Source organism: Bdellovibrio sp. ArHS (assembly GCF_000786105.1).
Taxonomy (GTDB): domain Bacteria; phylum Bdellovibrionota; class Bdellovibrionia; order Bdellovibrionales; family Bdellovibrionaceae; genus Bdellovibrio.
Genome location: NZ_JTEV01000011.1, coordinates 111,961 through 133,080 on the forward strand (window position 1 = coordinate 111,961; position 21,120 = coordinate 133,080).

The 21,120-nt window shown below is 46.8% G+C and carries 19 protein-coding genes; 7 read left to right on the plus strand and 12 right to left on the minus strand.

Annotation, left to right across the window (positions count from 1 at the left end):
- Positions 1-7 precede the first annotated feature (7 nt).
- The 4 genes from OM95_RS05925 to trxB all read right to left on the minus strand — a co-directional run bounded on the left by OM95_RS05925 (position 8) and on the right by trxB (position 4,007).
- Positions 8-1,711 carry a S8 family serine peptidase gene (locus tag OM95_RS05925; RefSeq protein ID WP_291515649.1) on the minus strand — a complete coding sequence of 568 codons (1,704 nt, stop codon included), beginning with the start codon at positions 1,709-1,711 and terminating at the stop codon, positions 8-10.
- Positions 1,698-2,432 (minus strand): hypothetical protein, encoded by a 735-nt coding sequence (locus OM95_RS05930; RefSeq protein WP_041871346.1) that lies wholly within the window; start codon positions 2,430-2,432, stop codon positions 1,698-1,700. Before OM95_RS05930 ends, OM95_RS05925 begins: the two co-directional genes overlap by 14 nt.
- A 125-nt stretch (positions 2,433-2,557) precedes the next feature.
- Positions 2,558-3,055 carry a response regulator transcription factor gene (locus OM95_RS05935; RefSeq protein WP_291515651.1) on the minus strand — a complete coding sequence of 166 codons (498 nt, stop codon included), beginning with the start codon at positions 3,053-3,055 and terminating at the stop codon, positions 2,558-2,560.
- A 7-nt stretch (positions 3,056-3,062) separates the two neighbouring features.
- Positions 3,063-4,007, minus strand: a complete 945-nt coding sequence (trxB, locus tag OM95_RS05940) for a thioredoxin-disulfide reductase (protein WP_041871349.1) — start codon at positions 4,005-4,007, stop codon at positions 3,063-3,065.
- A gap of 106 nt (positions 4,008-4,113) precedes the next feature.
- Between trxB and OM95_RS05945 the strand changes: the two genes are divergently transcribed.
- Positions 4,114-4,401, plus strand: coding sequence for a 2Fe-2S iron-sulfur cluster-binding protein (locus OM95_RS05945; protein WP_041871352.1), 288 nt, complete (start codon positions 4,114-4,116; stop codon positions 4,399-4,401).
- Here OM95_RS05945 and OM95_RS05950 read toward each other — a convergent pair whose 3' ends face one another.
- Positions 4,402-4,710, minus strand: a complete 309-nt coding sequence (locus OM95_RS05950) for a hypothetical protein (protein ID WP_041871354.1) — start codon at positions 4,708-4,710, stop codon at positions 4,402-4,404.
- A gap of 131 nt (positions 4,711-4,841) precedes the next feature.
- Here OM95_RS05950 and OM95_RS05955 point away from each other — a divergent pair, with 131 nt between their 5' ends.
- A complete protein-coding gene (locus OM95_RS05955) occupies positions 4,842-5,915 on the plus strand; it encodes a hypothetical protein (RefSeq protein WP_041871356.1) in 1,074 nt (357 codons plus the stop codon).
- On the opposite strand, the gene OM95_RS05960 is transcribed toward OM95_RS05955, so the two are convergent.
- From OM95_RS05960 to OM95_RS05970, 3 genes are read right to left on the minus strand one after another with little or no spacing between them, the layout of a single operon-like run.
- The gene (locus OM95_RS05960; protein ID WP_291515653.1) at positions 5,916-6,614 is read right to left on the minus strand and encodes a tRNA (guanine-N7)-methyltransferase; all 699 of its coding nucleotides are present in this window, start codon (positions 6,612-6,614) and stop codon (positions 5,916-5,918) included.
- The gene (locus tag OM95_RS05965) at positions 6,592-7,626 is read right to left on the minus strand and encodes a cation diffusion facilitator family transporter (protein ID WP_041871359.1); all 1,035 of its coding nucleotides are present in this window, start codon (positions 7,624-7,626) and stop codon (positions 6,592-6,594) included. The genes OM95_RS05960 and OM95_RS05965 overlap by 23 nt, the downstream gene beginning before the upstream one ends.
- Before the next feature lie 39 nt (positions 7,627-7,665).
- Entirely contained in the window at positions 7,666-8,664 is a 999-nt protein-coding gene (locus OM95_RS05970; RefSeq protein WP_041871361.1) for a diguanylate cyclase, read from the minus strand.
- Positions 8,665-8,889: 225 nt separating this feature from the next.
- Between OM95_RS05970 and leuS the strand changes: the two genes are divergently transcribed.
- Together leuS and speA are read left to right on the plus strand one after the other, a co-directional pair.
- Positions 8,890-11,283, plus strand: a complete 2,394-nt coding sequence (gene leuS / locus OM95_RS05975; protein WP_041871364.1) for a leucine--tRNA ligase — start codon at positions 8,890-8,892, stop codon at positions 11,281-11,283.
- Positions 11,284-11,409: 126 nt separating this feature from the next.
- A complete protein-coding gene (speA, locus tag OM95_RS05980; RefSeq protein WP_041871365.1) occupies positions 11,410-13,314 on the plus strand; it encodes a biosynthetic arginine decarboxylase in 1,905 nt (634 codons plus the stop codon).
- Between the two features lie 55 nt (positions 13,315-13,369).
- On the opposite strand, the gene OM95_RS05985 is transcribed toward speA, so the two are convergent.
- The 4 genes from OM95_RS05985 to OM95_RS06000 all read right to left on the minus strand — a co-directional run bounded on the left by OM95_RS05985 (position 13,370) and on the right by OM95_RS06000 (position 17,940).
- Positions 13,370-13,903 carry a transposase gene (locus OM95_RS05985; RefSeq protein ID WP_291515655.1) on the minus strand — a complete coding sequence of 178 codons (534 nt, stop codon included), beginning with the start codon at positions 13,901-13,903 and terminating at the stop codon, positions 13,370-13,372.
- Between the two features lie 220 nt (positions 13,904-14,123).
- The gene (locus OM95_RS05990; protein ID WP_291515657.1) at positions 14,124-15,152 is read right to left on the minus strand and encodes an ABC transporter permease subunit; all 1,029 of its coding nucleotides are present in this window, start codon (positions 15,150-15,152) and stop codon (positions 14,124-14,126) included.
- Entirely contained in the window at positions 15,149-16,186 is a 1,038-nt protein-coding gene (locus tag OM95_RS05995) for an ABC transporter permease subunit (protein ID WP_291515659.1), read from the minus strand. The genes OM95_RS05990 and OM95_RS05995 overlap by 4 nt, the downstream gene beginning before the upstream one ends.
- A gap of 137 nt (positions 16,187-16,323) precedes the next feature.
- The gene (locus tag OM95_RS06000) at positions 16,324-17,940 is read right to left on the minus strand and encodes a peptide-binding protein (RefSeq protein ID WP_291515661.1); all 1,617 of its coding nucleotides are present in this window, start codon (positions 17,938-17,940) and stop codon (positions 16,324-16,326) included.
- A 154-nt stretch (positions 17,941-18,094) separates the two neighbouring features.
- On the opposite strand from OM95_RS06000, the gene OM95_RS06005 reads away from it, so the two are divergent.
- The 3 genes from OM95_RS06005 to OM95_RS06020 all read left to right on the plus strand — a co-directional run bounded on the left by OM95_RS06005 (position 18,095) and on the right by OM95_RS06020 (position 21,101).
- Positions 18,095-19,150, plus strand: a complete 1,056-nt coding sequence (locus OM95_RS06005; protein ID WP_041871372.1) for an agmatinase family protein — start codon at positions 18,095-18,097, stop codon at positions 19,148-19,150.
- The gene (locus OM95_RS06010; RefSeq protein WP_041871374.1) at positions 19,143-19,502 is read left to right on the plus strand and encodes an arsenate reductase family protein; all 360 of its coding nucleotides are present in this window, start codon (positions 19,143-19,145) and stop codon (positions 19,500-19,502) included. The genes OM95_RS06005 and OM95_RS06010 overlap by 8 nt, the downstream gene beginning before the upstream one ends.
- 468 nt (positions 19,503-19,970) lie before the next feature.
- Positions 19,971-21,101 carry a mechanosensitive ion channel family protein gene (locus tag OM95_RS06020; protein ID WP_291515663.1) on the plus strand — a complete coding sequence of 377 codons (1,131 nt, stop codon included), beginning with the start codon at positions 19,971-19,973 and terminating at the stop codon, positions 21,099-21,101.
- The last annotated feature ends 19 nt before the right edge of the window (positions 21,102-21,120 follow it).

The following is a 21,120-nucleotide window of genomic DNA, read 5'->3' on the forward strand; positions in this document are numbered from 1 at the left end:
TCAACGTTTAATAGCTGCCCGTGAAATTGATTTTCCATTGGGTGAGTGTTCCGGTATTGCCACTTTTACCATCGACAACTTTAAGTGTCCACGCGCCCTGGGTTTGCTCTTGATAAAATGCATTGGTCAGAAAAACTTCACCTTGAAAGTTGCCTAAACCGCTTAAGGAGTTGCGCATATTCACTAGAATACTTTTCTTCGTCGACGGCGAAATCAGCTCTAATGCCAGCTCCGACACGTCGGCGTGAGTGACCCACGCCTGAATCTGCACGGATTCAATTTTTAGATTGTCATTGACGATGATGACACTTGTGCCTCCAGCCGAGCTATTGTCCGGAACACCAATCGTAACAGCTCCTGAACTATGCGCCCAACCCGTTTCCGTAAAAGCTCCGAAAGGCGAAACATAGTTTTTTGCCATCGCCACTGCCGCGTCCACATCCACCTTGCCGAAACCGTACCAGTTATGGAATTTGAACCCGGCCGCGTTTTCAATCCACGTTTGTTCCCAGGCATAACCTGAAGGAATGCTATCACCCAAAGGCTGAGGAATACTGCCTGTTGTGATATAGTTCACAGGAACGGCCGTCTTCGCCAATATGTACTTCACGTCTCTCCAGGTTAAAGCGGGATTTGCTTCCAAAATCAGTGCGATAGCCCCCGTCAACACAGGCGTCGCCGCCGATGTGCCATTGAAAGTGACCGAGTAGCTACAAGCCGAGTTGCCATTGGCTCCACGCTCAAAAGGAACATCACTGGTCACATTCGAAGCCGAAAAACCTTTCGAGCAGCCCGTGCGATCCGTAGTCACCATGGCCGGAGAATCATCGCCAAACTCACCCCCAAAAGACGAGATCCAAATGTTGGACCCGGGAGAAGAATAGCTGGCAGCGTATCCTTGCGCGTTCAATGCCGACACGATGATCGTATATGGAGTGCTGTTATCAGAATCAAAATTCGCATTACCCACGCAGTATTGCGTCGATGAGCCCCGGCACTTCACAAAGAAGTCATTCCCCGCCGCCTTCACAATCAAAGATCCTTTACCTGAACGACCGGTTGTTGCTTTTGATTTTAGCTTCGCCTGAAAATTTGCCGACGGTGTATTGAGTACATTTTGCGAAGCCCCCCAACTCATATTGAACAGATCAAAATTTCCATCGGCCTGACTGACAAGAACGGCGTCACTATAGGGCGCCAATGATGACAGAAAATTCGCCGAAGCAATTCCTGCCTTGAACGCGACACCCTTGGTCCCCACACCGTTAGAGGCCACTGCCGCAATCAATCCCGCCACCGCCGTCCCATGATTGTCATCGGCCGTCTTAGGAGCAGCCGCACTCGAAGTCCAAGGAGACGACAAGGTGTAGTCCTTTGAACCACTAGTTAAGAAATTTTTCTTCAAGTCTTCGTGAATGTCTTCGACCCCGTCATCAGAAATCAGAATACTAATGCCGTTTCCAGAAAGACCGCTTTCCCAAGTTTGCAACAGATTAAGATCGTTGCCCGCTTCTCCCGCCTCAGAAGCAAAAACCTTTTGGGCGGTGTTACTGATATGCCAGGCCATTTCCAAAAAGGGGTCCACGCCGGACTTATCAGGTTCCGCCGCTTTAAACGCGCTTTCAGCACAATTAGTAAAGAACAGCCCCGTCAGGCAACTTGCCGCAAAAACAGCAATTAAGATGCGGGTTCTTCGACTAATTCTTTTCATAGTTTCTACTTAAAATTTCCATCTGCGCAGATTCAACAGAAGGGTCTGTTTTTAGAAGATCTTGAACGGCCTTTAAATCAAAAGGTTCCTGAGGTGAAGTGACGTAGTAAGTACGAATATCCGGAAAAGAATTTACGACTTTTAATCCCAAGGTTTGCGTTAAGACTTCTGCAGAAACCCCTTCTTTCAGAACCACAGAGAACAATCCCGTCACTACGCCCGCAACGCCCAAACGAGCGTCATAAACCACGAAAGGCTCTGAAGAAGAAAAACTACTGGGATCACTTGCGGACTCTTTCACTAGATAAAATCCAGTGAGTTCGCCAACCACTGCTTGCCCAGGGCGGCCCGTATTTTTGGGAATCGCCTTTACACCATTCCATATTTTCCAATTCGTATCGACGAATAAGGAAGAGTCTAAGAACTCTGCTTCTTGAATATTCAGTTGCGCAGTTGTGCGCTCAGACTTTGGCAACCGCAAAGACCGTGGACGCATTTGTGTGGGTTGCTGATTCGATGCAATCTCTGTCGTCTGAGTATTTTCAGAAATGGCTGAAGGACTTAAAGTCCCCTCATCGTCGTCCCTGTTCGTCAAAGTCGATGTTTGCGATGCAGACGTGGCACTTGAGAGTGGGGACGCCGATTCATCTTTATTTATAAAATAAAGAACAGCTCCCACAAGGACTAACAGTAAAATTACTACGGATAACCGACGTGCCATGAGCTTCCTATTTTAGCTTGTTTAACAATAGGATGCTCACTATTTTCGGTCAGGACTATTGAGAAATTATGGAGCTGGCCTTAGGGTCTCGATCTGAGACAAGACCTAAGGCTAAAACTGGGTAACTATTCGTTCAACTTAAGAAGAGTTTGAACCGTCTTCTTCAATTTTTCGACATCGAAGGGCTTTTTAATATAATCGTCAGCGCCGATTTCAAAAGCCTTTTTCATGTCGTCTTCAGAGGCTTTGCCAGACACAAATACCAAAGGAATTTTCTTCAGGTCACGGTGGTCTTTCAGAAGCTGGGCAAGCTCAAAACCGTTCACCCAGGGAAGGCCGACGTCCATCAGAATCAAATCCACCGGATGATCATCCAAAGCCGTGGAAAGCTCGGTCGCGTCCGCTGCCAACTTGGTGACATAGCCTTCGGTTTCAAGAATTCTTTTCATCGCCAATCGCATTGTTTCGTCGTCTTCAATGACCAAGATAACTTTGGGATCGAGCTTCTTCTTCGCTTCACGAAACTGATCTAAAGAGACAACGTCCTGACTCGCGATGCGCGCCTTCGTCATCTTCTCGATCTTATCAACTAAATCTTTCGTGTTGATTCTTTTATCCTTCATATCTTCCTTAGTGAGAACCTTGCGCTTCCAACCATCTTTCCGCGTCAATCGCGGCCATACAACCAGTGCCGGCAGCTGTGATTGCCTGGCGGTATACATGATCTTGCACGTCTCCTGCCGCAAAAACACCTGGAATATTAGTATAGGTCGTGTTGGGCTGGGTAATCAAATACCCTGTCTCATTCATATCCAAAACACCTTTAAACAGGTCTGTATTCGGCTTATGGCCAATGGCCAGGAAAAGACCGGTGATCCCAAGATCTTTAACTTCTTCTGAATTCACGTTTTTGATTTTTGCTCCGGTCATGCTTTTGCCATCGCCTAAAACCTCAACGACTTCTGTATTCCAAAGCACTTCAATCTTTGGATTCTTCATCACTCGTTCCGCCATGATTTTTGAAGCACGGAAATGGTCACGTCGATGGATGACATAAACTTTCGAAGCAAAACGAGTCAGGAAGGTCGCCTCTTCCATTGCCGTATCACCGCCACCGATCACGCCAATTTCTTGATTGCGGAAGAAGGCTCCGTCACAAGTTGCGCAAGCTGAAACACCGCGATTGGCATATTGTTTTTCAGAAGGCAGGCCTAAATACTTTGCGCTGGCCCCGGTGGAAATAATGATGGATTTAGCCAAATAAAGCTTATCACCAATCCACACTTTGAAAGGACGTTGGGAAAAATCCACCTTTGTTACATTGCGAGTGATGAAACGAGTTCCAAATCTTTCGGCTTGTTTACGCATGACAGAGATAAGATCCGGACCTGTAATACCGTGTTCAAAGCCAGGGAAGTTTTCAACTTCAGTCGTTGTCATCAACTGGCCCCCTGCTTCTTCGCCCTCAATCATCAAAGGCTCTAAATTCGCGCGAGAAGTATAGATAGCCGATGTCAGACCTGCAGGGCCGGAACCGATAATAATCACATTTTCAATTTTCGTATCTTGAGTCATAGAAACCTCACAAATAGGGGACCAAATTACGCTCCTAGGCTACCACAAACGTGTTTGTTTTCATTACTTCTTTGCACGTTTTGGACTGCGTCAGCTACAATATGCCATGCCTTTGATTTCGTTTAAAAAAAATCGCGCGGCTTTGACGGTGCCCACCGGCGCAAATCTGATGAAGTCTCTTCTTGATGCAGGCCTCCCCGTAGCCTCTAGTTGTGATGGCGACGGCGTTTGCGCGAAGTGCAAAATCGTGATTGTCGCTGGGAAAGAAAATCTGACGCCTGAAAATGAAATCGAAGCCTTCTTACGCGAAACCAAAGATCTGCCTTCCGACGTTCGCATCAGCTGTCAAACTCAAGTTCTTGGCGATATCACTGTGGACGCCACATATTGGTGATTAAAGACCTTTGCCTTTAAAGGGAATCCCCGGAGACACAGACTCTTCTTCGGGTCGATCCCAGCCGATCGGTGTTGCGATCTGTGCGGGACATTGGCCACGACCTAGCTGAATAAAAGAAAGCCCGGCCTTTCCCCCGTGGGGTCTTTCGGTCTTACACAAAGAAAGATTCCCTCGCAGGACCGTCATGGACTCACTAGGCGCGATAAACTGTTCTGAATCACGCTCTGGGAGAATAGCCGCAAAGACAGTGTCAATGACAGCCATGAACATCAGGATTGATAGGATCAAACCAAGCACAAGCCTCATATCCTCCCCCTTTTTTTTAGATTATTATAAGCCACATTGTGGCTCCTCAGGACAAAATGCCATTTGACGCAGGACCTTGAGTTACAAACTGAACAACTGACAGACATTCTTGACCGCGATAGCCTAACTCTATGAACGGACGTATTCATATCTATCGGGTGTTCGATATTGGCAAAGACGTAAATCTTGAGGGCGTACAACGCACTTTCGAGATGTCATCATCAGCCCAACGCTTTCGTTTGAATCGCACCTCTAAGGCGATGATCATCAATCAACCACCTCTTTCTTTGGCGATTGAAAACTCCAAGTACAATGCTCTAGGACACCCCTTGGACCTGGAAGTCACAGCTAAGATCTGGCACTTTGGCGCCGTTTCACTGACCCTGTCCTTTGTAATTCCTAAGGGCCTGAGCTGGGACAAGCTCATTGCTCTAGGAAACTTTCTGGAAAATGATTCTAATCTGCACGACCTGGCAAAAAAAAGAATCGAACAGATCGTCGCGGGACTGGGTCGACCTGTTTCTTCGGTGACATGGGAAACCTACGAAGATTATGCCTGCTACTTCTTTCAAAGCCTTGAAGGTTGTGAAAAAAACGCGATGGAAGTCTTCAACCGATATGATGTCTTCCGCCTGATTCTTTCCGAGAACAACGAAACTCTTTCCGATCAAATTAAAAAAACCATTCTAGAAAGTACTTTTCAATACAGCCAGGATGACCTGGCGGTGATTGATTGGAACTCGGCGCTGATCATAGAGCCTTCAGGGTCCACTGATATTGTCGATGTTATCGAGTTTTCTTTATGTCAGCTTTTAGAGATGCGCTACTATGATGACTTACTGGATGAGCGCCTGACTTATCTATATTCGTCCCTTGAAAAAAAGCGTTTTAGTATATTCCAGAATCACTATTCGCGTCTGTCGCGTGAAGCGGCCCAGATTTATCTGGATATTTCAGATACCGTGGAAAGTGTTGAAAATACAATGAAAGTGGTCGGAGATTTTTATCTCGCAAAGATCTTCCGCGCCGCCTCGCAAAGATTGCGCTTTAAAGATTGGCGCGACAGTGTGGATCAAAAACTTTCGAACTTGGCTCAGGTCTCAAGACTTTTTGTCGGCGAAGCCAACGAAAAACGAAACCAACTTCTAGAGATCATCATCATCTTTCTGATCGCTATCGAAGTGGTTCCGCTATTCTTTAAGTGATTAAACTTTCTGCAGACGCACGAAGTTGATCTTGATCCCCTCGCGCAAAAAGATTTTTTCGAAAGCCGTTTCGAAATTTTGATCTTTCATCTCTGAGTTATGCAAATCTTGAGTCTCAAAAATGATCTTGTAAGAGGACTGGCGAATTTCATCCATGGCCCACAAAAAATAGGTCAAAGAATCCGTTTTAAAATTGATAAAGGAGCCTGGCTTTTGCAAACGATGTAAAACGTCCAGATTCTGCTTACAGACAAAACGATTTTTGGGCTTCTTCGGCGAAGTCCAAGGGTCTGGAAAATGGATATAGACGTCATCGATTTCGCCTTCTGAAAAAAGTTCGTCGATATTGAAGGCATGGTAACGACAGATCGCCGCATTCTTACAACCCGCGCTTACTGCTCGACGAATTGATTGTACCAGAGGTTTGTACTTAAGCTCTAAACCCACCAATAGGCGCTGTGGATGAGTTTTGGCGTGATGGGCAAAGTAAGTACCGTTTCCAGTGCCGACCTCGACATCCATCGGCAAAGTCGGCTCAGCTTTGAAAACGTCCGAACGCCACAGACCCTTATTCAATGGCGCACGAAGCTCATCAAAAGCCACCTGAGCGTATTCGCCATTTAAGGCCAAAGTATACGCATTTTGGTTTGGTAAATCTTTAGTGATATTAATTCTTCTACGTGGAACCGGACTTGTCATAGGCCCCTTGATTAGTCGGACGAGGGCCATCGGTCAAGCTTTTCACAGTGAATGCACGCAGACTCTGATAAGGCTCTTGTCGGATGGGACAGGTCAGAACGTCACAAACACGGCAGTAGGATTTTTTACACGGGTCTAAGTGAAAAGCGAGCTCTCCATCAAACTTGTAAGCACCAACAACGCGCTCTTCGTAGCGATGCACAAGATCATGAGCTTTTAAAATGTCAAAGTACTCCGGGATCACCATATGAGCGTCGACATGATGAAATCGCCCCGAACGAATGATTCTAAGATGATGAATATCAATGACACCGGGTTCTCGACTAGAATCCAGCTCCTTCGTCAGATCTCGCAAAATCTCTTCGTCCTGTTCGTCCATCAGCACGCCCAATGACTCTCTGACAATTTTATATCCCGAAAACGCCAGTTGAAGTCCGACCAAAATGGCCACGACAGGGTCAATCCATTTAATATCGGTAAGAAGCACAAGCCCCAGACCGACCATTACTCCCGCCGTCGTCAGAACGTCGGACATGACGTGCGCCCCACTGGCGCGAAGGGCTTCCGAGTGATGAGTTTTACCAACATGCTTAAGATAAAATCCCAAAGCCAGATTCAAAAGAGCCGCAACCGCGACAACCAACAAACCCACTTCTAGCTGTTGCGTGGGTTCCTGGTATATAAGCGCCTTCGCACTTTCAAGAATGATCATGATGGCGGCGAAAAAGATTAAGCCACCCTCAAACGCGGAACTGAAGGATTCCGCTTTACCATGTCCATAGGGATGTTCGTGATCGGCGGGTTGTGAAGCAAAGCGCACAACGTAAAGAGCCACAACAGAGGCAATAACATTCACAATGCTTTCAAGCGCATCAGACAAAACTGCGGATGACCCAGTGATACGATAGGCGCCGACTTTAAGACCGAAAATTAATAGACTCGCAATGGCCGAAACCCATGCAGCTCGATTTCTAATTTTATTGGAAGAATCCGAAAGAACATCTGACGCCATATAAAGGGTTTTCGTTGATCCCTCTTAATTCGTCAATCACTATCCTGCTGCTTTTCGGCGTTTTTGGGCAGCGGACTTCAGCTCGACAACCGGGGCCTCGTCGGGCTTGTAATAACAAACCATATTGCGCCCCCCGCGTTTGGCATCATAAAGAGCATGGTCGGCACGGCGAACCAGTTCGCGGGCACTGATGTTTTCCCCCGGGATGGTGATGGCAAATCCCACCGAGGCCGTTAATTTAATGGAGTCTTCGCCATTGCGGAAGGTCGTTTTCTGAATGTTTTCACGCAGACGTTCACAGAAGTACATAGCCCCTTCGTGATTGGTCTCCGTCAAAACCACCAGGAATTCGTCACCGCCATAGCGGGCCGGAATATCAATGTTACGAGTGTTGGCGCGAATGATTTTACCTACTTCAGAAAGAACGTAACTTCCGAACAGATGATCATGTCCATCATTCACGGTTTTAAAATAGTCCATATCCATCATCACAACGCAGACATCACGATGAAATCGACGACCGCGCTCCAATTCGAAATCGAGGCGTTGATAAAGGGAGCGCATGTTATACAGGCCGGTTAAGTCATCCGTGTCGACAAGCTCTTTCAGCTTTTCGTTCGCATAAAGAAGTTGTTCGTGAAGATCGCGGATTCGAAGCTGGGTGCGAATACGGGCCAAAAGTTCCAAAGGTACAAAGGGTTTGACGATGTAGTCGTCCGCCCCCGAATCCAAGGCTTCGATAATGGCTTCGGTGCTTGAGTTCTCGGAAACGAAAACACAGGACACATGATTCAGTCTTTCGCGGATATTTTTAAGAAATCTTAAGCCCGCCATTGAAGGCGCCATCCAGTCCAGAATGACCACTTGAGGCACCCAAGACTCGATAAGACTATGCGCCTCTTTTTCAGTCGTGACACCGCGAGCGTCATAGCCTTCCCATCTCAGAGGTTCCAAAAGAATCTCTAAGCTGTCTTTATCGTCGTCGATTACTAGAATGCGGCGACTTTTAGGTTGTTTGGAGCTGTTTTCAAAACTCATCTACATACCAGTGTAACGTCTGCCTCACTCATCGGTTAATTTCGAGATTGGGTTAAGGAAAATTCTGATCCATCGACGAGGTCTGGGCTGGACTTAAATCGTGTCGAGCCCGTGAAAACGGCCTTATGCAAAACCCCCTGTTTGCGTCCGCATATTCGTTGAATTTGAGGGTGATTTTGTATAGGACTAAACGAAGCACTACAACGTTTGTAAGGGATGTCCGCTATGAGTTTAAACTTCACCGATATTGAATCGAAATGGCAAAAGAAATGGGCCGAGCAAAAAGCGTTTCAAGCTGAGTCAAACAGCAAGAAACCGAAATATTATGCTTTAGACATGTTCCCCTACCCATCGGGCTCGGGATTGCATATCGGTCACATGGCCTCCTACACTCCGGGCGACATTGTTTCCCGCTACAAACGCGTCAATGGCTTCAACGTCCTTCATCCAATGGGGTATGATGCTTTCGGTTTGCCGGCAGAACAGTACGCCATTCAAACCGGCATCCACCCGGCGATCACGACTCAAAAAGCCATCGAAAGCTTCCGCAACACCTTGCAGTCTTACGGATTCAGTTTTGACTGGAGCCGCGAAATCTCAACTTGTGAACCCAGTTACTACAAGTGGACTCAGTTTATTTTCCTAAAACTTTATGAGCGCGGCTTAGCCTATCAAAAAGAGGTCCCGGTAAATTGGTGCCCAGCTTTAAAGACAGTTTTAGCCAATGATGAAGTCATTGATGGAAAGTCTGAACGTGGCGGCCATCCGGTCATTCGCGTTCCGATGAAACAGTGGATGCTGAAAATTACCGACTATGCCGAACGTCTTCTGAACGACCTCGACAAAGTAGATTGGCCCGAAAGAACCAAAGAGGCGCAACGCAATTGGATTGGTAAAAGCGAAGGCGCTCGTGTCACTTTCAAAGTCGACGGCACGGCAGAGTCTTTTGAAGTCTTCACCACACGTCCAGACACTTTGTTTGGCGTTACGTTCATGGTCATGGCCCCCGAACATGAACTTGTAAAGAAAATCACAACGGCGCAAGAAAAAGCCTCCGTCGAAGCCTATATCGAGGCGACTTCTCGCAAGTCCGAAGTTGAACGTAAAGCCACAACTGATAAAACCGGCGTTTTCACCGGAGCCTATGCTTCCCACCCCATCACAGGTGAAAAGATCCCTGTATGGATTGCCGATTATGTTCTTTTAGATTACGGCACCGGAGCTATCATGGCAGTTCCTGGCCACGACTCTCGCGATTTCGAATTCGCCACTAAATTCAACTTGCCGGTAAAACGTGTTCTTGACGGTGGCGAGGCGTTACCTTTTGAGGGCGACGGCACCTTGGTGAATTCGGATTTCCTAAATGGTCTTGCCAAAGCCGAAGCGATCAAAGCCATGCTTTCTCACCTGGAAGATAAGAAGTTAGGCGTTCGCGAAGTTCAGTATAAATTACGCGACTGGCTTTTCAGTCGCCAGCGCTACTGGGGCGAACCGTTCCCGATCGTGCATTTTGCCGATGGCTCCCGTGGCGTTCCCGTCAATGAACTTCCCGTCCTTCTGCCCGAAGTGGCCGACTATGAGCCCGCCGATACAGGTGAAGCTCCTTTGGCTCGCAACGCCGAATGGGTTCGTTATGTCCGTGATGGCAAAGAAGGCAAACGCGAAACCGACACCATGCCCGGAGCGGCAGGCTCGTCGTGGTACTTCCTGCGCTACATCGACCCTCAAAACGATCAAGCTCCTTTCAGCCCAGAGGCTGAAAAGTACTGGATGCCTGTCGACCTTTACGTCGGCGGACCTGAGCATACCGTGGGGCATTTGCTTTATTCACGCTTCTGGATGAAAGTTCTTTTTGATTGTGGTCTTGTGACCCACGATGAACCCTTCAAAAAGCTTCTTCACCAAGGCATGATCTTGGGACCCGACGGCGAAAAAATGTCGAAATCCCGTGGTAACGTGATCTCTCCCGACACGATCGCGAAAAGCCATGGCGCTGACGCAATGAGAACATTTATCAGCTTCATGGGACCGGTCGACAAAGACAAACCTTGGGCCCCCACAGGCATTGATGGAGTTAAGCGCTTTTTGGATCGTATCGGCCGCCTCGTAGTTAACGACGAAGGCCAATATGTCGCCACCAAAGAGGCCGCCCCGGATGAAGTTAAGAAATTAGTTCATAAAACCATAAAAAAAGTCACTGAAGACATCGAAAGCATGAGCTTTAACACGGCTATCAGCGCAATGATGATCCTTGTGAATGAGCTTTACAAGGCGGAGTGCCGTTCAGAAGAGGCTTTAAAACCCCTCGTGCAAATCCTGGCTCCTTTTGCTCCACATTTGGCTGAAGAATTGTGGGAAAAAATGGGCGGAGAAGGACTTTGCTCTTTGGCTCCATGGCCAAAATATGATAGTACCCTCGTCGCTGACGACACTGTGACGATCGGCGTGCAAGTAAACGGCAAAATGCGCGGCACGATCGAAATAAGCCCGACAGCTTCCGAAGAGGAAGCGGTGGCAGCGGCAAAAGCCGTGGCCGGAGTGTCTGCAGTTTTAGCTGGAAAAAATCCTGACAAAGTGATTTATAAAGCCGGCAGAATTTTAAATTTGATCGTGAAATAAACTGGCGCCCTTTTCGGGTGCCTCGCGGGCGCCCGAAAAGGACCAGATTTTCAAAAAAAATCTTTACGGCCCCGCCAGAAAATATAATCTCTTTCGTAAATGAAAGAAGAATGAGGGCCAAAAGAAATGTCAAATTGGAGTCCTGAAAAAAGTGCTGAGCTTTATGGGATTAACAACTGGGGCAACGGTTATTTCAGAATTAACGGAGCAGGCAATGTCTCTGTAACTCCAATGGGCGCCAATGGCCCTTCGGTTGACTTGTTCGAACTTACTCAGGATCTTTTGGACCGCGGTATCCGCGTTCCTATCATGATCCGTTTTCCAGAAATTATTAAATCTCGCGTAGAGCTTTTGAACGGTTGTTTCCAAAAAGCTTTCGCCGATCATGGCTATAAAGGCCAATACCGTGGCGTTTACCCGATCAAGGTAAACCAACAACGTCACCTGGTGCAGGAATTGGTGAAATACGGCCGCAGCTTCTCCATGGGGCTTGAGTGTGGTTCTAAACCTGAACTTCTTGTGGTTCTGGCTTTGATGAATACCGAAAACGCTCTGATCATCTGCAACGGCTTCAAAGATTTTGAATACATTGAGACCGCAATTCTTTCGCAAAAATTGGGCCGCAACACGATCATCGTTGTGGACCGTAAAGAAGAATTGAAAATGATCGTCGATACAGCGAAGAAGTTCAATACTCGCCCAAAAATCGGTTTCCGTGCGAAACTTAACACGCAAGGTGCGGGCAAATGGGTCGATTCGTCAGGGGCTCGCTCTAAGTTCGGTTTGACGGCTGTTGAGATCGTTGACGGTGTTGAGTACTTGAAAAAAGAAGGCATGTTGGATTGCCTTGAGCTTCTGCACTACCACATTGGCTCTCAGGTTCCGGCAATTCAATCTATCAAATCTTCTTTAAAAGAAGGCGCTCGCTTCTACACTGAGCTTTATAAAATGGGTGCAGGCCTTAAATACATCGACGTCGGTGGCGGTCTTGGTATTGATTACGACGGGTCCGGCCATTCTGACAGCTCTGTGAATTACTCCGAGCAAGAGTACGCAAATGACATCGTGTCTGTTCTGCAAACTCTTTGTGATGAAAAAGGCATTCCACACCCAAGCATCGTGACAGAGTCAGGTCGCTTCCTGGTGGCCCATCACTCCGTTCTCGTATTCAACGTTTTGGGCGTGAATGATCTTCACCGTCACGAACCTCCTCGTCCTGCTTCAAAGACAGATCCTTCCATCATGCAAGACATGCAGTACATCTTTGAGAAGGTGAACAAGGACAATATCAACGAATGCTTCAATGACCTTGAGCAAGCGAAGCAAGAAACTTTACAGCTTTTCACTTACGGAGTTTTGACATTAGAACAACGTGCGTGGTGTGAAAGCATGTACTTCTCCATTGCGACTAAAATGGTGAAACTGGCGAAGACTGTTTCTGATACTGAAGATATCATTGCGGCCCTTTCTAAAGAGCTATGTGATACTTATTTCTCAAACTTCTCGGTGTTCCAGTCCGTTCCCGACTCTTGGGCAGTAGGCCAATTGTTCCCGGTGATCCCTATTCACCGCTTGGGCGAAGAACCTTCACGCGAGACCACTTTGGCGGATTTAACTTGCGACTCTGACGGTGTTATTGAAAAGTTCATCGACACAGAATCAGGAACCCCCAAAGACACGGTTCGCCTTCACCAGTTTACCGATGGCCAACAGTACTACCTGGGCGTATTCCTGACCGGTGCTTACCAAGAAATTCTTGGTGACCTTCACAACTTGTTCGGCGACACAGACGCCGTTCATATTTCTTTGAATGGTGTCGGCTACACCATTGACCACTATGTTCCGGGCGACACTGTAACGGAAGTTCTTTCTTACGTTCAGTACGGCCGCTCTGAAATGGTCGACAATGTTCGTCAAGCCACAGAAGAAAGTATTCAAAAGGGTTCGATCACAAAACAAGAAGCCAAGCTTCTGATCAAACACTACGAAGAAGGCCTTTCCGGCTACACCTACCTAGAAGAAGCCGAATAGGTACCTGCTTCCCTTTGTATCAAAAAGGAACCAGGTTCTTTCAAGGTCGCATCCCCTAGAAGCGATCGACCTCTAAATGATGAACAAACATTCCCGAAGCCCGAGAAGTCAAATTGAACTCGGGCTTTTTTAATGCCTTTCTTATTTCTTCTTTGTCGCTTGCCTTCGGTGCGGTATTCAACCACTTCAAGGTTGAATGCCGCTGTGTTGATGAAATCCGCGGATCCTCGATTATCGGGAAGCCACTGCTACGGCTTTTTAGTTTCATATAAAGAGTACTGAACTGATAATCCTGAACACTTTCGACGATACCGGCTTCAACGGGGTTTCGATACACGTACTTATAGACGTGATCCAGATAGTTGTTCTTCGTGATGGCCGAACGAAAATAGCGTCCTCCGTACGTTTGATTGATCCTGCCCGCTTTTCTAGAGATCACTCTTGAAGTTTCCCTCATGAAATAGTTCATCGCCTCTGCCATATTGTTTTCTGGAAATTGAGCGATCAGATGAAAGTGATTGTTCATCAGAACAAAGGAATGAATTTCCATCTTGTGTGTTTCTGAAGCATAGGAAAGATATTTAGACATCACTGCCCATATCTGCCACAGGGGCAGGTCGAACCATTCTTTGTTATGGCATCTTGCGGACAAGTGATAAGGATATTCGGAGGTAAAAATCTGTCTTTTTCTAGGCATGCTAAACCCAGAAAGCAAAAGAGACCTCCCGCAGGAAGTCTCTTAAAATTCAACTCAGACTGTGACGGTTCCGGAACCTGGTTCCTTTTTGAAACAAAGGGAAGCAGGTACCTTACATTTTCGAGTCGAAGGCGTCGCGCACGGCTAGGCCAATATTGATGAGAACTGTCAGAGTTAGAACGATGGCAACCATTGGTCCCCAGACTAGCCATTCGGCAATCGTGAACCATTTTTGAGCCTGAGCCATCAACTCGCCCCAGCTTGGTGTTGGTGGAACAAGTCCCAATCCTAGGTAATCTAGGAAAGACAATGTGTTTACACCACCAGCGATGAAAAACGGAGCAAATGTTACGATCGGAGTCAGACCATTCGGAAGAATGTGTTTTCCGATGATACGTTTGTGGTCTGCACCGATGGCTTTCGCCGCTTCAACGTACTCACGTTTTCTTAAAGAAAGGAACTGAGCCCGCATGTAGGCGGAAATTCCTGTCCAACTGAACAGCGCGAAGAAGATGATCAACAACGGCAAACTTGGTGTGAAGATCGAAATGATTGTGATCAAAACGAAAAGAATCGGCGTACTTTCAACGATCTCAACAACACGTTGCCCGACCAAGTCCGTCTTTCCACCCAGGTAACCCATCAAAGAACCCAGCGTAATACCGATGGCGTAAGTCGCAATCCAGCTTCCGATCGCAAATAACATCGTGTAGCGGAAACCGTAAAGAAGACGGGTCATCACATCACGACCACTTTCATCTGTCCCGATCCAGTTCACAGAAGTTGGAGGAGACGGATAAGTGTCGACGGATTTATTGCTCTCGTAAGGATCCCATTGGATGATGGGCCATACTGACCAGTCGCCTTCCTTCATTTCCAGTTGGCGATAGTCCATCACATAGATGTCTTCGCGACCGAAATCAGTCGGATGGTAGTCAACAAAAAGAGGGAAGTACAACTTACCCTGATAGCTGACTACGTGAGGACGGTTGTTCGCCCAAAGCTCTGCCGTGAAACTAAAGAAGAACATCGTCAATAGAATCCAAACAGAGATCACCGCAGTGCGATCGCGCTTAAACCGCTTGTAGCGTTTAAGCGTAAGTTCATTCTTAATAAGATATTTCTGAATTGGATCCATCATTTGAAGTCAATCCTTGGGTCGATAAGAACATAGATGATGTCGCTGAATACGCGGCCAAACATCAAAAGTAACGATGAAATGAAGGTCAATCCCATGATCACGTTATAGTCGCGCGAAAGAACAGATTGATATCCCAACAAACCGATACCGTCCAAGTTGAACATCTGCTCAATGATCAACGAGCCCGCCAGGAAAGCGCCGAAGAAGCCGCCTAACCCTGTTGCAATTGGAATCAAGGCATTACGAAGAGCGTGCTTGAAAATAACGATATTTTCCGACAGACCCTTGGCGCGCGCCGTACGAACGAAGTCAGACTTGATAACATCCAACATCGAGTTACGCATAAGAACTGAAAGCTCAGTGAAGCCACCGATCATGTAACAGATCAAAGGAAGAACAAAGTGGTGCACCCGGTCCCATAACTTCCCCATGCTTGTTAAGGACTCATAGTCATCGGATTGAATGCCCCCGATAGGGAACATATTCAGCTTACCTGCGAACACAACGATCAAGAAAATACCCAAGACCAGCGGAGGAATCGAGTACGTCAGATTCAGCAGAATCGTCGTTATCCTGTCAAAAGCAGCGCCCGCCTTAATCGCCTTTCGCACCCCCAATGGGATACAGACCAGATAAGTTAAGATCAGCGAGGCAATACCGAACTGTAAGGAGACCGGAAATTTACTTTTGATAACGTCGATGACAGGCTCTTGGTAGGTAAAACTTTCACCGAAATCAAGACGAGTGAGGTTTTTTAGCCAGATGAAGTAACGAACATGAAGGGGCTTATCGAAGCCATATTGCTTCTTAAGAGCCTCAATGACCTCTTCGTTGACCGAAGTGTCGCCGCGGGTATTGATACCACCTCCGCCGCCGCCCCCGCCACCACCGCCGGCAGCGCCGAAACGGATGGCCTGAAGCTTCTGCTCGATGGGGCTTCCCGGAGCTAAGTTAATCAACACAAAGGTGACAACGGTAATCCCGAAAAACGTCGGAATCATCAATAACAATCGGCGAATCAGGTAAACGATCAAAGCCCTACTCCCACAATACTTTACGATGAGGAAAAGATAGTAACGCTGTAATACTATTTTCGGTGAGGCGCAAGAAAGAAGGCGTACATTGTACGCCTTCTGGAAAAAAAATTAATATGATGGCGCAGGGGCGAAGACTATTGAGCCTTCAACCACCAGTAATCTCGACCGATCTCATATTTGAATGTCTCTGCAGGCATGCCCATGCGAGACGAGTTCGCGTAAAACGCGTACTTATCGTTGAATAGGAACGCGTAAGGAGCATCCTCAGCGATCTTGGCATAAACCTTTTTAAGAGCTGCTACACGTTTAGCCTTATTAGGCTCAACACGAGCTTCGTCGATCAACTTGTCAACTTCTGGGTTTTTGTATGCGATGAAGTTAGATCCACCAGCAACAGCACTTGCAGAGTGCCAGATTTGTTTTGGATCTGGATCTACGGAACCGCCACCCCATGCCATTGTCACAGCATCAAAGTTACCTTCATCAACAAGTTTCAAGAAGGAGTTCCATTCAAGATACTTCAACTCCATATCGATACCGGCTTTTTTCAAGTCCTCACGATACATAGTGTAGTATTTTTCAGTGTCTTTAGACGGGTAGATCAAAGTGAATTTGAATTCAGTGCGTTTACCGTTCACTTCTTTTTCTAGAACACCGTTTTTGTCTTTGTCTGTCCAACCAGCTTTAGCCAAAAGTTCCTGAGCTTTTTTCGGATTGAATTCAAGAGCCTTATTGCCTGGGTTGTATTCAGAGCGAAGATAAATCGCGCCGTTGGCAAGATCAGACATGCCGTAACGGAATTTTTTATTCATTTCTTCACGGTTCAACAAGTGAGCCAAAGCCACACGTACGCTGCGGTCTTGGAACAACTCTTTACGGAAGTTCCAGCCAATGAAACCGTAAGATTTCGGAGCGCTGTTTTCAACTTTGTGCTTGATGATTGTTTTACCCCAAGGAGCTCCCTCGGTTTTTTTCATGAAGGCTTCAACACGTAGATCAAGGTAATCCAACTCACCTTTTTTCGCGCGCTCAAGTTCGACGTTTTCGTCTTTGTAGAAGCGCATAGTGATTGTGTCGAAGTTGTACATACCGGCGTAAGCGGCATCTTTGTTGCCATACCATTTATCAAATTTTTTCAATGTGATAACTTGGCCACGGTCAAATTTAGAAAGGACATAAGGACCCGCACACACAAGTTGGCGGTTCATCTTCTTAGATTTTTCGATATCGCTGTAGATCTTCTTAGGGATCACAGTCAAAGTCGCAGCCGATTCGAAGTTGTTGAAGTAAAGATCACGAGCCGTGAAACGGATCGTGTGAGCATCGATAACTTCAGCTTTTGTCAAACCTTCGTAGTAAGGGCGCAAATGAGCCGCTTCGTACTTAGGTTCAAAGATCGCGTCGAAAGAAAACTTCACGTCGTCAGCAGTTACAGGAGTGCCATCGTGGAAAACAGCGTCTTTGCGAAGGTGGAAAGTGAAAACTTTATTATCTTTGGAGATTTCCCACTTCTCAGCCAAACGAGGTTTCCAATCGTAAGTCTCGGAGTCACGAGTCGCCATTCCATCACACACGTAATTTTGTACGTAACGTGAGTAAGCATCAGTAGCAGTGATCGGGTGAACCGTTGGCGGCTCGCCACCAAGGTTAAAAACGAAATTTCCGCCTTTTGGTGCGTTAGCATTGGGTGCTGCTGCAAAAGCGGGTGCTGTCAAAGCTGAACTCAAAATAAGAGTTAGGAGACCCTTCATATTCATTGTGTTTCCTCCAAAGAATTTCGTAGGGAATTTACGTACTTCCCAAAGTGCGATTAAATTCGGTTATGCGAGAAAAATAATCAAGTTATTGCTCGATTGACGCCATGCTTAAATGCTATAAAGCTGTCCATTCTCAAGGAGTAAATAAATGTCTGATAAGACGGTGAAATTCGATCCCACCACCACCATTTCTGCGGAGTTCGGAATCTTTGGTATTCCAATGACTGAGGAGGAATCCAAAGTCGTACTCGTCCCCGTTCCCTGGGAGGTCACAACTTCTTATGGCGAGGGTGCTTCACGCGGCCCTCAGATCATCCGTCAAGCCAGTGAGCAGATCGACCTGTTCGACATCGAAGTCGGCAAGGCTTACGAAGTTGGCTACCACATGCGCGATTTCCCTGAAGACCTGTGTGCAATGAATGACAAATTCAAGGCAGTCGCACAAGAGCTCATCGCCATGCGTACGAACTTGAGTGACGATGAAACAAAAATGAACTCTTTAGCGGCGCAAGTGAATGAAGCTTGTGAAGAAATGTCTCAATGGGTCTACGATCAATGCTCAGACGTGCTAAAAAAAGGCAAGCTTCTGGGACTTGTCGGCGGCGACCATTCAACACCTCTGGGGGCGATCCGCGCCGTGAGTGATCAATTCAAGGGCGACTTCGGCGTTTTGCACATTGATGCCCATGCCGACCTCAGAAAAGCCTACCAGGGTTTCAAACAATCTCATGCATCCATCATGTACAATGTGATGACTGACGCGAAGAAACCCAAAAAATTGGTGCAAGTGGGTATTCGCGATTTCTGTGAAGAAGAATACGACTTTAGCAATTCACGTGAAGACATCAAAACTTTTTATGATCTTGAGCTTAAGCGCCGTCTACTTAAAGGCGAAACCTGGGAACAGGTTTGCAAAGATATTATTAAAGAACTTCCGCAAAATGTTTATATCTCTTTCGATATCGACGGTCTTGATCCTGCTTTCTGCCCGCACACCGGAACACCCGTGCCAGGCGGCTTGAGTGTGGATCAGGTTTTCTTTTTGTTCCGCGAAGTTCACGCTTCCGGCCGTAAGATTATTGCCTTTGACCTCAATGAAGTTTCCACAGGCGGCCTCGAAGAGCACGAAGTAGAGTGGGACGGCAACGTCGGCGCGCGCATTCTTTATAAGATGTGTGGATGGTTGGTGAAGAGCAATGCTTAAGGTTTATGAATATGCCAAATGCTCTACGTGCGTGAAGGCGTTAAAATTTCTAGATGCAAAGAAAGTAAAATACGAAAAACTTCCGATCGTCGACAAGGCTCCTTCGCAAAAGGAGCTAAAGGAAATGCTGGGCGCCCTGAAAGCTCGCGGCGGCAGTATTCGCAATCTTTTTAATACTTCGGGCGTAATGTACAAAGAGATGAAATTAAGCGAAAAACTTCCAAGCATGACCGAGACGGAAGCTATCAAACTTCTCTCTGAGAATGGCAAGCTGGTGAAAAGACCTTTTGTTATTTCCGAGAAAATTCATCTTGTCGGCTTCAAAGAAGACGAGTGGAAAAAAGAATTTTAAAAATAAAAAAAGAGGAGCGTTTCAAGCTCCTCTTTTCGCCGCCGAATTTCTTTTCCTAACTACTTATTCCAAGAAACTCATCATCCTCATTGACTCAGATATTTCATCGTTGAGGTTTTGGCGGTCTACGACCATGAGATCGATGGTGTAATGTTTCTGTTCTATTCATCTTATAGACGAAGTAGATGCCGGCAAAAACCATTGCAAAAAATAATATTACGACGGTTAAGCTGACCATAAACACCTTCTTCTCTGGGATCGTTACGAACACAGATTGCCACAGGTGAAAATGAGAAGCGACCCACCATTGTCAGCAAACAATGAGGACGGCCCATTTTTAGCGTTTTGTCCTGACTTTCCCCACAATAGTCCCGCCAGAATTGAACAAATTCGCGATCTGAACTGCAATAGATAGGTCCATTCGTTCTGGAAGGGAAACACATGTTTGAAAATCTTCAGAATTCAAAGATGAGACACGACTTAGAAGTCATTACCGCCACGGGAGGACCCTGGCCGTGGTTTTTTGCTTTGATTGGCGCCGTTCTTGGAACCCTGATTATCAAAGCCATTCTTAAAGGGGTGGCTCCCCGCTTGAAATACATCACCGCTAAAACTTCTAGACAGCTTGACGACACGATCGCGACTTGCCTGACCGCCACGAAGTCCTGGTTTATCTTTACTTGGATTTTCGTTCCTCTTCTTCATGCCATGAGCGCAGACACCCGCGTGCTGGCCGTGGGCAAAGCTCTTGTGGTCTTCGCGACGGCTTCGCAGTTAGGTATTTGGGGCCTGTACGCTATTCAGCTTTGGAAAAACAACTATCTTAAAAAGAAAACCGGCACAAATGCCAGTACAGCTTCTGCGATGGGTATCATCACCACCGTTCTTCAAGGCACCCTCATCATCGCACTGGTTCTGATCAGCTTAAGCAATCTAGGAGTCAACATCGGCGCTTTGCTGGCGGGACTAGGTGTTGGCGGCATTGCCGTAGCCTTAGCGGCGCAAAATATTTTGGGTGATATGTTTGCCTCGCTGTCTATTGTTCTGGATAAACCTTTCGAGGTCGGTGACTTTATCACCGTCGGCCCGCAAATGGGAACAGTGGAAAACATCGGCATCAAAACGACTCGTGTGCGCAGTCTTTCTGGGGAAGAACTGGTGTTTTCAAATCGCGATCTTCTAGATAGTCGCATTCAAAACTTCAAACGGATGTGGAAACGCCGGGTGGCTTTGCGCTTCAGTGTTCCTCACACAACACCCCTTCCCATCATCAGGCAAATTCCCTCCTGGATCAGCGAAATCGTGAAACAACAAAAAGACATCGAACTGGAAAGAAGTCACCTGGATGCCCTGGGATCATCGTCTGTCGAATTTGAGTTTGTCTATTGGGTGCAAAACCCTGACTTCACGGCCCACATGGACATCAAACAAAATATTTTATGGAGTATTCAGGAAAGACTTCATTCACAGAAAGTTCGTTTAGCGCTTCCTGGGCAATCTCTTTACATTGAATCGTTACCGACAGAAGTTCAGAAAAGTGAGAGCGAAGAGACCTCGCGACAGAAGAAGAATCTGGAAGGCCCTCTATTAGATCATTGATTCAGAGGCTCACTTCAAA